This window comes from Paraburkholderia sp. MM5477-R1, from assembly GCF_050436385.1.
Lineage (GTDB): Bacteria > Pseudomonadota > Gammaproteobacteria > Burkholderiales > Burkholderiaceae > Paraburkholderia > Paraburkholderia tuberum.
Window position 1 is genome coordinate 1,014,791 of record NZ_JBNDMC010000010.1, and the last position, 12,609, is coordinate 1,027,399.

Annotated in this window: 5 protein-coding genes and 1 pseudogene; 4 read left to right on the forward strand and 2 right to left on the reverse strand. The window is 60.7% G+C overall.

Going from position 1 to position 12,609, the window contains the following annotated elements; translation table 11 throughout:
* Positions 1-121: 121 nt before the first annotated feature.
* Both OKW35_RS48560 and OKW35_RS48565 read right to left on the reverse strand, forming a co-directional pair.
* Positions 122-1,538, reverse strand: a pseudogene (locus OKW35_RS48560) (transposase).
* A gap of 179 nt (positions 1,539-1,717) precedes the next feature.
* On the reverse strand, positions 1,718-7,588 hold the full coding sequence (locus tag OKW35_RS48565) for an ATP-binding sensor histidine kinase (RefSeq protein WP_429555853.1): 5,871 nt from the start codon (positions 7,586-7,588) through the stop codon (positions 1,718-1,720).
* Positions 7,589-8,301: 713 nt separating this feature from the next.
* Here OKW35_RS48565 and OKW35_RS48570 point away from each other — a divergent pair.
* Genes OKW35_RS48570 through OKW35_RS48585 form a run of 4 tightly spaced genes read left to right on the forward strand, consistent with a single transcriptional unit; the run spans position 8,302 to position 12,575 of the window.
* Complete coding sequence (locus OKW35_RS48570) at positions 8,302-9,918, forward strand: amidohydrolase family protein (RefSeq protein ID WP_429555854.1); 1,617 nt, start codon at positions 8,302-8,304, stop codon at positions 9,916-9,918.
* A 49-nt stretch (positions 9,919-9,967) separates the two neighbouring features.
* Positions 9,968-10,990, forward strand: a complete 1,023-nt coding sequence (locus OKW35_RS48575) for an ABC transporter substrate-binding protein (protein WP_429555855.1) — start codon at positions 9,968-9,970, stop codon at positions 10,988-10,990.
* Complete coding sequence (locus OKW35_RS48580) at positions 10,987-11,790, forward strand: ABC transporter permease (protein WP_429555856.1); 804 nt, start codon at positions 10,987-10,989, stop codon at positions 11,788-11,790. Before OKW35_RS48575 ends, OKW35_RS48580 begins: the two co-directional genes overlap by 4 nt.
* On the forward strand, positions 11,790-12,575 hold the full coding sequence (locus OKW35_RS48585; RefSeq protein ID WP_429555857.1) for an ABC transporter ATP-binding protein: 786 nt from the start codon (positions 11,790-11,792) through the stop codon (positions 12,573-12,575). The genes OKW35_RS48580 and OKW35_RS48585 overlap by 1 nt, the downstream gene beginning before the upstream one ends.
* Positions 12,576-12,609: the final 34 nt, after the last annotated feature.

A 12,609-nucleotide genomic window follows, 5' to 3' on the forward strand; every position in this document is an offset into this window, starting at 1 on the left:
AGCCAGATTGTGTTGAAAAAGTCCTGTTTTGGATCAGGGCGCGGGAGTTGGGATGACGTTATCGAGTTGTGACGATCGGCGAAGTGGTGAACCTGGGTGAGGCAACGATCCTCACTTCTCGTCATGCAACTGACTGGTTCATCGGCTTGCGTCCTGACATGAACCACTTGGCCATTCTTCGCAGGTTTTGCGCAGTCGCTGCCATCAGGAACTCATCATGAGCACCGCTTGGACCTCGCAGTCGCAAACGGTCCAGTTTCAGGATGCGTTTGAGATGGGCAAAGAGCATTTCCACCTTCTTTCGCTCCCGGCAAGATCGCTTGTATTCAGGCGTCTTCGCAATACGCCTGGCCTCGTCGCGTGCAGCTTCATGGATGCTGCGGGCGATCTTGCGAAATGGTGTATTCGGACAGCAGCGATCCTTCATCGAACAGCTCTCGCAGTCGAGCTGACTTGCCCGATAGATGATCGTGTCAGCCTTCGTGACGCGCGAGCGCGGATTCCTGAATTTGCGCCGATCACTGCGTAGTGCGTGCCCGGTGGGACAGCGATATTCATTGGCCAGTTCATCCCATAGGAACTCGCTGCTGAACAATGTATTGTCCTTGCGCGTCGTTTTATCCCAGACCGGAACATGCGGTGCAATCTCTTTCTCTTCGATCATCCAGGCAAGCATCGCTGCCGAGCCATACGCGGTGTCGCCTGCAAGACGTGAGGTTTGAGATCATGCCGCCGCGCTCAACGCGGTCAATCATCGTCCTGGTTGATTCCACTTCGTGCGAACGGTTCGCGGGCGTCGCCTCGACGTCAACGATGATCCCCGCTTGCAGGTCAATCAGATAATTGGTCGAGTAGGCGAAGAACGGCAAGCCACCCTTGGCGGCTGCCCAGCTCGAGGCGGGATCCGTCAGAGATATCCTCTTTGGAGGGGCCGATGTCTCTGCCACCTCCGCCGCTTCGGTGCCGGCTGGATTCGCTTCTTCCAATGCTTCCAGATACGCGCGCACTGCACGGCTTTGTCCCTTGACGCAACCCCAGTCGATGGGCCCAGAACCCGGAATACCGCGAGCAGAGTGTGCGTCGGCTCTGATGATGCTTGCGTCAATCGCGAATCCTTCACCCTTTACGAGCCCTTCGGACATGCACCGACCCAACACCGACTCGAACACATGGCGCAGCACATCGCTATCGCGGAAGCGACCGTGGCGGTTCTTGGAGAATGTCGAGTGTTCGGGTACGGCGTCTTCCAGACCCAGGCGGCAGAACCATCGACACGCCAGATTCAGATGCACCTCTTCGCATAGCCTGCGCTCGGACCGGATGCCGAAACAGTAGCCGACGATCAACATGCGGATCATGAGCTCTGGATCAATCGATGGCCGACCCATCGGACTGTAAAACGGTGCGAGATGCTGGCGTAGATCACGCAGATCAAGGAAGTGATCGATGCCTCTCAACAGGTGCTCGGGAGGGACGTGATTATCGAAGTTGAACGAGTAGAAGAGCTTGTCCTGTCCGGTGCCCAGTTGACCCATCATGACGAATCACTCCCGTCGAACGACGTCTTCCAGGATACCGAACATTCCGAACCACGGGCGACTTTTTCAACACAATCAGCCAGACAGCGAACGCTGGCCGATCGATCATTGCCGCCGCATCGCCGGCATCAGCTGACTCGCGGACCTCAACTGCCAGAAAAGCGCTCGCGCTGTGGCAATCAGGATGAAACTTCTGGATGGGCGGGCACCGTGAACTGAAAGACAGCGCCGCGCGGCACGTTGGCGCTCGCCCACAATCGGCCGCCGTGTGCTTCGATGATCGAGCGGCAGATCGACAGTCCCATCCCCAAACCGGTTGGCTTCGTTGTATAGAACGGGGCGAAAACGTGTTCGGCGCTGTCCGCGGTAAAGCCAGGCCCCGAATCGCGCACCGCCACGAGCAAATAGCCCGGGTCGGCTTCCGCTGTGCTGACGAGCATTTCTCGCACGCCATCGCTGACGCTACTCATGGCCTCGATCGCGTTGATGACCAGGTTGAGGAGGACTTGTTGCAGTTCGACACGGTCTCCCTCGATCAACGGCAAGCCGTCTGCGAGTTGCGTCCGTACCGAGATGTCGCTCTTGTTTGCTGCGCCACGGGTTAGCTCGAGCACCTCGCGAATTGCCTCGTTGATGTCCACCCTGTCCTTCCGGGGCGGTGCCTTCTTGATCAGTGCACGGATCCGGCCGATCACGTCCCCCGCCCGATCGGCGTCCTTCATAATACGACCGAGCGCCTGCCGGACCTTTTCCACGTCAGGGGGCTGGGTGCTCAGCCACCGTAGCGCGGCCTGGGCGTTGGTGAGCGTCGCGGCGATCGGCTGGTTGACCTCATGGGCGATCGAGGCCGCGAGCTGGCCCATGGTGGCCACGCGGTTCGCGTGTGCCAGCTCGATCTGCACCTCACGCAAAGCCTCCGCTGCGCGCCTGGCCTCGGTGATGTCCTCGCACACGATCAAGACGACCGGTCGCTTCTTGATCAACATCGTTCTGGCCGTCTCGCGAACCCAGAGCACCGCACCATCCTTGCGGACCTTGCGCAGTTCCCAGCTCATCGATCGGCCGGGTTGTTCGAGACAAAGGGCGGTATTCCTCTGGACGGCCTCCCGGTCCGCCTCGTGAAACAGGTTCTGCACGGGAGAACCGATCAATTCGTCGGCCGTGTAGCCAAGCTGCTCGGCACCAAGGTGGTTCACGGACAGGATGATGCCGGCCGCATCCACCATGAAGAACATGGTCGGGTTGTGCTCAAAGACCGCCTTCCATTGCTCCTCGCTCTGCCGCAGCGCCTCTTCCGCCCGCTTGCGCTCGGTCAGATCGAGCACGAAAGCGACACCCTCGTTTCCGCCCTCCTCGAACGTGGCGACGCCGATCAGCACGGGCACGCGGCTGCCGTCTTTCCGGAAGTACTCCTTTTCGAATGGTTCCAGGCGCCCAGTCACTTTCTGTTGTGGTATCCATTGACTCAGGTCACGGGCTAGCCATTCCGGTGGCGTGAGGTCCATCCAGCGTAGCCGGCCCGCCATGAGGTCCTCGCGGTCGTAACCCACGATGCGCAGAAACGCGTCGTTGGCCTCGATGATTTTGCCATCGAGATCGTAGATCATGATTCCGATGATGTTGGCCTCTACAAGGCGTCGGATTTTGGCTTCGCGTTGTTCGAGGTCGCGGTACAAGCGGGTATTCTCGAGCGAAGTCGCCGCCTGAGAAGCGAGGAGCCGGAGCACCGCAATCCGGGCCGGCGCGAAGACCCGCGTGGTCAGATTGTTTTCGAGGTAGAGCGCGCCGATGGGCCTGGCCTGATTCATCAGGGGCAGGCAGAGAACGGAACGAGCCCTCCGCTGGCCGATGTAGGGGTCCCCGGCAAACGATGGCTCGAGCGTGGCATCGTCAAGAACGAGGCTCTCCCGGGTGCGCAGGACGTGATAGAGGACCGACTCCGGCAACACTGCGGTGCTCACTGGCACGTCGCACAGTTCCACATGAGTCGAGTCGACGCAGGTCGTGGCTTCTGCGGCAATGTGCTGTTCACCGCCGCCCAGCAAAATTAACAGCCCACGCTCGGCGCCGGCCTGTTCAATCGCCGTACGCATGAGCGTATTGATCAGCTTTTCAAGAACGATCTCGCCCGAGACGGCCTGCGACACCTTGATCACGGTCGCGAGGTCGAGGCGGTCGACCGGTGTCCCGATCGTGCCCGTCGCGCTGGGCGCGGACGCTTCCGTCCCAAGGTGCGGATACTTCTCCTCGAGTTGCCGCACCTTCCCTTCGGCGCCCCATCGCAGGTAGCCGTAGCGGGCGTCCTGCCGATACAGGCGGGCAATCTTCTCAAGACCGCGCGCCGCGTAGAACCGCCCGGCGAGTTCGTTGGCGAGTGCCTCATTGTGGACAAAGCCGTTTGCCTCGGCCGAGCGGATGGCCTTCTCGTAGAGCAGCTCGGCATCAAGCCCGCGGCCCTCCAGGCGGGCGATCTCGGCGCCGACCAGCGCGGCGCGGTTTTCGAAGTTCTCCGGACCGTTTTCCGCCCAGACCTTCAGTTGCTGGTGATGCGCAGCGACAATGTCCACGTGCTGCTGCCGCTCATCCGTTGGCACGGAGTCGCACCAGGCGGCTTGGGCCAGCGCGGCGTAAAAGTGATAGTCGGCTTCCTCGTAGAACGAGACTGAGGTCCAGAGCAGCGGTTGCGCCTTCGATGCGGCGTCCATGGCCGTCGCATAGTCACCGGCGATATAGCGCGCCTGCAATTTCCGGATCCAGTACCGACACGCAGGCAGCGCCAGGGCCGGGTTACTGGACAGATGGTGTTCAGTGAGAAGTTCATTGAACTGCCGGTCATCAAAGCAGCCGAATTTCAGCGTCAAGCCGCGGAGCATCCGGATCAGCGCGAGTTGCGTGGTGATAATGTCGATGACCAGGCCAAACCGCGCCTTCTCGGCGAACGCGAGCCCGTGTTCGGCTTCGGCTTGCACCTCAGGCAGCGGCTCGCCGGCGAAGAGCAGGTCCGAGTTGAGACTGGTGCACGTGTAGGCTCCATGCGTGAGGTCCCCGATCCGGTTCGCCGCTTCAAATGCGCGGCGCATCAGATCACGGCAAGCCCGCACGTGTTTTGTCCAGCGCACGACAAAAAGCGAGAAGCAAAGATAGGTGCTCGCCTCGAAGCGTTTGAGCCCGCGTCGTTCGACGAGTTCGTAGCCGAGCTGACCGAATCGAAATCCGGCCCGGTAGTCGCCAAAACGCGGTCCGGCAATCTTGCTGAGCTGGACATAGGCGAAGCACGAAGCATCGCAGTTGCCGTGCTCAAGGCAGAAACTGATCGCCTTGCAGATCGTCAGGGAAGCCAGGTTCGCATCCGTAAACAAGGCCGGCGGCAAGACCTTGGTCAGAACAGCGAGCGTCGCGAGGGATGCGGGGTCCTCCATGCGCGGCAAATCGATGAGCTCCTCGATCGTCCGGCCCCCCAGCAGTGACCAGATGCGCGCGTATTCGCGTCGCACGTCCTCGTCTTTCGGATGGGCTGACCATTCGATACCGACATGCCGGAGGTAGTCGAGACACACAGTGACTGCGCGACCGCTCTGATCGCGGGTCGTGCAGACATCCATGTGCAGGCACGCGACGATGGCTTGTTCGACCGGTGTCGTGGCGCGACTTGACAGCGCCGCCAGTCGCTCCTCTGCGACCGGCAACTGGCCGGTCAAGAATTCGCATTCGGCGCGGTTCAGCTCCAGCGCAAGGATCAGCTCGCGCCGGCGCGCCCAGCACTCCTCCGACAACAGCGCCGCACCGGCATTGAGATAGGTGAGCGCCGAGGCGTAGGCGGTGGCGCCCTTGGCGCGCTTGCCCGCGATCAGATTCAGCTCGGCGAGCTGATCCCGCTCCTCTTGTTCGGTCATCAGCGCGGCGCCGCGGTTGAGCTGATTGACGATCTCGAAGATCGCCTCCTCCCGTTTCTCCGGGAGCGTCTGCTTCACCAGCAGCCTCCCGATCTGGAGATGGACCTTGGCGCGCAATGCCTCGGGGATGAGTGTATAGGCGGCTTCCTGCACCCGGTCGTGGATGAACCTGTAAGAGCCTTCCAGACGCTCGACCAGCTCCTGATGGACCGCGGGCCAGAGCGACGCGTGGGCCTGCTTTCTCGAGGTCCCGAGAACGATCGAAAGCATGGCGATGGCGGCAACATTGCCGAGGCAGGCGAGCTGCTGCAACGCCAGCTGCGTGTCGGCCGGCAGGCGGGCGAGCTTGCCGACCATCAGGTCCACTACGTTATCGGTGTAACCCTTGGCATGGATGCGATCGAGATGCCAGCACCAGCATGCGGCGGCATGATCGAAGGTAAGCAAATCCTCGTCAGCGAGTGCATGCAGAAACTGTCTCACAAAGAACGGGTTGCCGGCGGTCTTCTCATGCACGAGCTGCGCCAGTGGCGCGGCGCGTTTTGACTCGCCGTGAAGGGCATCCGCGATCAACTGCTCTATGTGCGCACGGGCGAGCGGCGCAAGCCTGATTTCATCAATCCTGGCACCTGCGATCCTGATGGCCTGAAGTTTGACCATCAGCGGATGCGTGACATCGACTTCATTGTCGCGATACGCGCCGATCAGCATGAGATGCTGCAGATCCGAGCGGGTCAGCAGATCCTCGAGCAGGTCGAGCGTCGCTGCATCGAGCCACTGCAGATCGTCGAGAAACAGCGCCAGCGGATGGTCCGGTCTTGCAAACACACCGATGAAGCGCCGGAACACGAGCTGGAAACGACGTTGCGCCTGCGGCGGGTCGAGCTCCGGGACCGGCGGCGGGTCACCGACGATGAGCTTCAGTTCGGGGATGAGGTCGGTCATGAGCCGCGCATTCGGCTCCAGCGCATTCAGCAACGCGTCACGCCAGCTCGCCAGTTCAGTGTCGCGTTTGCCGAGCAGCGGCCGCACCAGGCCTTGAAACGCCTGCACCAGCGTCGAATAGGGAATGTCGCGCTTGTACTGGTCGAACTTGCCGGAGGCGAAGAGCCCTCGCGGCGGCACCAGCACTCTGTGCAGTTCATGGACGACCGCCGATTTGCCGATGCCGGAATAGCCGGAGACCAGCACCAGTTCGGGCGTGCCGCTCCTGACGATCCGATCGAACGCGGCGACCAGGGTGTCGACCTCGCGCTCCCGCCCGTACAGTTTCTCGGGGATTTGGAGCCGGTCGGGCGTGTCGTGTTCGCCCAGCGGGAAGTCGTCGATGCGGTGCTGACGCTGCCAATGGGACAGGCAGCGTCGCAGATCCCGCTCGACGCCGACCGCGGTCTGGTAGCGCTCCTCGGCGGTCTTGGCGAGCAGCTTCATGACGATCTGGGAGACCGGAACCGGGATCCTCTCCGACCGCTCGCCAGGCGGCACCGGCTGTCTGGCGATATGGCAGTGCGCCCATTCCATCGGGTCGGACGCGAAAAACGGCAGCACACCGGTAAGCATCTGATAGAGCGTGACGCCGAGCGAATAGAGGTCGCTGCGCGAATCGACGGAGCGGTTCATCCGTCCGGTCTGCTCGGGCGCCATGTAGGCGAGCGTGCCGGCGATGGTCTCGGGGGGCTCGGGCGCCTGTCGTTGGCGCGGCAGCCGCGAAGCGATGCCGAAGCCGGTGAGCCGCGCGTGTCCGTCTACGCAGTTCACCAGGATATGAGCGGGCTTGAGATCCTTGTGGACGAGGCCGCGCTGGTGGAGCTTGCCCAGCGCCGCGGCGATGCCGACGGCCAGGCGTAACACGCTGCCCACCTCCATGGGCGGGCCGAGCAGCCGCTCAAGCGGCTCACCGCCCGGATCCTCAAGCACCAGCAGGGTCTGGCCGCCTTCGCGCACCAGCTCCAGCGGCCGCACTGCCCACGCGCCATCCAGATCGTCCTTCAGTGCGAATTCGTGAGCGAGGCGATCGAAGCAGGCCGGTGGCGGCTGGTCGGCCGCAGGCCGCGCAATCAGTACGTTGTGTACGTTGTCGCCGCCATTGTCTGGGCGCCGCCCTCGACAGAAGACGCGCTCGCCATCGTCCCACAAGATCTGGAGGCTGTTACCCATCGGCGCAGGAAGCATAGGTAGGGGCGTTCATCTGCTGCCCACTTCAGTCAGACTGCTGCCTGTCATTGGGTTAAGGGGTGGGGATACCAACATGCGTCCGTCTCAACTGGCAGGGTGCACTGGAAAAGCAAATTACAACACGGCATCGCTATGGTCAGCAATGCGCGCAGGAGAAGTCAACGAATCAGCGTACACCTTGAACACCACGGCGCCCAAAGATATGTCGAAGGCCGCTGTAAGACCTGCACACGCTATGCTGACTGTGTCGTCAAAATGGGATGCGCCACGGACGGCGGCTTCGGCGAAAAAGTTCGAGTTTCACGGCTTGCTCCTGTGACGGTCTGATAAGGATAACTATTCTTGAGGCCGGCACGTAGCCTATGCTCCTCAACTTGACAGTGCCTCCTCCGCATATCACCGCGGCTTGACCCGTTGACCTTACTGCGACACAGCCCACGGGCTCGCCAATCGCGTCGCAGTGGCGCGACGGGCAAATCGCCTGCCACGTGCCAATCGAGAAGAGCGACGGGCAGGAGACAGGCAGCACAATGGCGGGAATTACCGGCTCAAACCGAAGCCGTCCGAAAGCCAGTCAGCCGATCGACGCAACGCACTGCCTGAGCTTAGAGGCGTTGACGACAAAATAAGTTTCCTTTAACGTCGCATACGTTGAACGTAGCGCTCCTCGCATTCATCGAGGATATCGGGTTGGCGTGCCCGTCCAGCAAAAGGTGATCGCGATGCGCGACAACCCTGTTGGGCCGGCGAAGCTTACTTCGGCCCAGACAAGCGACGGTACAGCACAACTGACCATCATCAAGAACGCTCGCGTACTGACGATGGATCCTGCATGCCCCGAACGGGCATGTGCGGACATCGTTATCGAGAGGGGGACCATCTGCGCTATTGGGCCCGATGCGTCCCGAGGCGTCAGTGGTCAGCACATCGTAATCGATGGAGCCGGTCACCTGGTGATGCCGGGTTTGATCAATGCCCACTTCCATTCGCCGACCAATTTTCTCAAGGGCGCACTGGACAGCCTGCCCCTCGAACTTTTCATGCTCTACGAGGTGCCGAGCACCCCTGATGCCGCAGTGTCCGCCCGCACCGCGTACGTACGCACGCAGCTCGGCGCTGCGGAAATGCTCAAGCTGGGCGTAACAGCCATACAGGACGACGCGTTCTTCCTGCCCTCCCCGAGTCACGCTGAAATCGATGCGGTGATGGGTGCATATCGAGATATAGGCATCCGTGCGACGGTTGCTCTCGACCAGCCCAATCTCCCCGAAATCGCCAAACTCCCTTTCCTCGGCGAAATCGTTCCGGCCGAACTTAGAGCACGGCTCGAAGGGCCCGCGGCGATGGAGGCGGACGAACTGCTGCGCCACTACGACTATCTGGTCGGCAACTGGCATCAGGTCGACGACGGACGGCTGCGAGCCGCAGTCTCGTGTTCGGCCCCGCAACGCGTCAGCGTCGACTATCTTCGCGCCCTGGACGAATTGAGCCGCCAACATAATCTGCCGTTTTACATCCATATGCTGGAGACCCGTCTGCAGCGCGTCTTCGGCCAAGTGTGCCTGAACGGCCGCTCGCTTATCCAGTATGTCGACGACCTGGCGCTTCTGTCGGACCGCATGAATGTCATCCATGCCGTGTGGATCGACGATACCGATATCGGTTTGCTCGCCGAGGCTGGCGCGCAGGTCATTCACAACCCGATCAGCAACCTTCGGCTGGGCAGCGGCGTCATGCCGTTCAGACGACTTGCGCAAGCTGGCGTTTCGATTGCGCTGGGCTCGGATGAAATCATCGCCGACGACTCGGTCAACCTGTGGTCGGTCATGAAGACCGCCGCGCTCATTCATACGATCGGCGATCCTGATCCCGACCGCTGGCCGGTCGCCGGCGAAATCCTCAAGTGCATGTTCGAAGGCGGCGCCACGGCGATGCGGCAAGCCGATAGGCTCGGGCGCATCGCGCCGGGTTTCCAGGCCGACTTGATCATGCTCGATCTGGATACGCTGCCGTTCACCCCTCTTAACGATCTCGCCCGGCAACTCGTATACGCAGATGCAAGCCGGGCTGTCGTGATGACGATGGTCGCCGGGCGTGTCCTTATGCGAGACAGAAAGCTTCTGACCGTCGACGAGCGGGCTCTGCGGCAGGAGGCCAACACGATCATGGCTGCAGCCGTCGGGCAACGTGAAGCCCTGATGCGGGAAGCGGCCGGGTGGTTGCCGTACTACCGCGCCATGTACCAGAAGATGCTCGATATCGATGTCCGTATGAACCGTTGGGTTGGCGACGCAAATCCAACGCGCAACTGATTTTTGCTCCTCTTCTTCTGACTCTGTTAATTAAATAGGGGTACATAGCATGCCGTGTCATTTCAAACGCAAGATCGCCGCTCGTGCCACCCTGTTTGCGTTGGGCTTCGTAGCGGCCACACAGGCCGCTCACGCGGAAGACAAGACGATCCGCGTGATATGCAATAACTGGTCCGGGTTCGCGCCGGTCTTCGTGGCGAGCGACCTGGGCTACTTCAAACAGCTGGGGCTGAAGGTCTCCGTCAAGTTCGATGACGAACAGGCGGACGCGCTGGCAGGGATTGCCCATGGCGATATTGAAGTGGACATGCGCACGGTCGACGACTATCAGCGCCGCCCGCGCAGCCCCTCGACGCCCGGTGTCATGATCGGCACTATCGACGAGTCCAACGGCGGGGACGGCGTGGTAGCGGACGGTTCCATCAAAAAGGTCAGCGACCTGAAAGGAAAGGTTGTGGCAATGGAGACGGATATTCCTGCCTACCTGCTCCTTCAACTTGAACTGAGCAAGGCGGGGCTCAGTTATAAGGACATGACGATCAAGCAGACTGCGGGATCTGACGCGCTATCTGTGTTCTCAGACCGCAGCGTTGCGGCGATCGGAACGTTCCAGCCGTTCATGAACAAGGCAATTACGCTCGACGCGAAACGCGGCGCGCATATTCTGGTCTCATCGGCGAGCTACCCCGGTACGATTGTGGACGCAATCATCGTCAACCAGTCAAAACTCCACGCCGACCCGCTCGCCTACAAGAACTTCCTGATCGGCGTGTACAAGGCGATTGCCTATTACAATGCCAAGCCGGCTGAGTTCATTCATCTTGCCGCCCCTCACTTCAATCAGAGCGACAAGGACTTCGAGGCAAGCATCGATGGAAGCCTTTCCTACACATCGATTGATACCGCGAAGCATTATTTTGGCGCCACTGACTCGCCGGGCCCCATTTACAAGACCTTCGACACGCTGATGAAGCTGAATCTGGCTAACGGTGCGTCAGACCATACGCTGTCGGCAGCCCGCTCGTTCGACCGCTCGGTGTTGCAATCCATCTCCGCTACCGACCTCAAGTGAACAAACCGCTTCCGAACGCCTTCGCTTTTCGCGGAAGCATCAGCCGCCGGGCCAACATTCTGATTGGCCTCGGCGCCAGTTTCGCGGTCTTGCTGCTGTGGCAGGTGTCGTCATGGGACGGATGGGTCGATCCGACCTTCCTGCCGTCGCCTATGGAGATCGCGCAGAGCCTTTGGTCCATGACCCTCGAAGGGCAGATCGTCGGCAATGCACTGGTCTCGATCGGACGCATTCTCGCTGCGTTTGCGCTATCGGCTGCGATGGCGATTCCCATTGGCCTGTTGATGAGCAGCTATCGTCCAGTGAACGCGGCGCTCGAACCGATGGTGGATTTCATCCGATACTTGCCGACGCCGGCGCTGGTGCCGATCTCTATCATCTGGTTCGGTGTCGGAGAGGAAACAAAGATCTTCCTGCTATGGCTGGGAACGTTCTTTCAGCTCGTCTTGCTGGTAGTCGACGATGCCAACCGCGTTCCCAACGAGTACATCGAGATCGCACGTACGCTCGGCGCTCGTCCGCTCCAGATTCTTACCGATATCGCCTGGCGATCGATGCTGCCCAACCTGGTCGACAACCTGCGCATTACGCTCGGCTGGTGCTGGACCTACCTGATCATTGCTGAGATCGTGGCCTCAGACAGCGGGCTGGGCTTCGTCATATGGAACGCACGCCGTTACATGCAGACCGACCGGGTCATGGCTGGAGTGTTTGTGATTGGCATGATCGGCCTTGTCAGCGACCAGCTCATCCGTGCATTTCATCGGCGCCTGTTCCGCTATCTAAAGAGCACTGATTGATGAACATTCGAACCACCGAGTACCTTGTTTTCGACGGGGTTACCAAGCGCTTTGGCGCGTTGCCAGTCGTGGAAACACCCTTCGACTTGACAATCGCGCGCGGCCAGTTCGTCGTATTTCTCGGACCCTCCGGTTGCGGCAAGACGACGCTGATGCGAATGTCGGGTGGCCTCGACACGCCGAGTGCAGGCGAAATCAGGCTTGAAGGCGAGCCGGTCGGCAAACCCGACCAGCGACGCGGCATGGTGTTTCAATCGTACTCGTCATTTCCCTGGCTAACCGTCGGCCAGAACGTGGCCTTTGGCATGCGCTACAGAGTCGACCTTGGCAAGGACGAAAAGCGCCGTCGCACCGACCACTATCTTCGCCTTGTCGGTCTTCACGAGTTCGCCGCCACTTACCCGAACCGTATCTCTGGAGGTATGCGCCAGCGCGTCGCGATCGCACGGACGCTGGCTGCGGGTTCCGAAGTGCTTCTGATGGATGAGCCATTTGGCGCTCTCGACGCGCAGCGGCGCGAGCAACTGCAGGTGGAGCTGCGCCGCATTCAGAGCGAGGAGTCGCGTACTGTCATCTTTGTTACTCACGATGTCGAAGAAGCAGTCTTTCTTGCTGACAGGATCATCGTGTTTTCACGAAGACCCGCACGGGTGATCGAGGACATCGACGTGACTTCTCAGTTGGGAAGAACTCGCTCCTTGGCGCTGAGAGACAGTGAGATGTTCTTTCGCATGAAGACGAAGATCATTCAGACAGTCCGCGAAACGACCGGAATTGAATATTGATTGCGCCCGCACCCGAAATGCGGTGCTCAACCGC

What these genes read in the sequence shown, in the direction of transcription:
- OKW35_RS48565 (WP_429555853.1), bottom strand. Translation starts at nt 7,588, where the DNA reads ATGGGTAACAGCCTCCAGATCTTGTGGGACGATGGCGAGCGCGTCTTC.
- OKW35_RS48575 (WP_429555855.1), top strand. Translation starts at nt 9,968, where the DNA reads ATGCCGTGTCATTTCAAACGCAAGATCGCCGCTCGTGCCACCCTGTTT.
- OKW35_RS48585 (WP_429555857.1), top strand. Translation starts at nt 11,790, where the DNA reads ATGAACATTCGAACCACCGAGTACCTTGTTTTCGACGGGGTTACCAAG.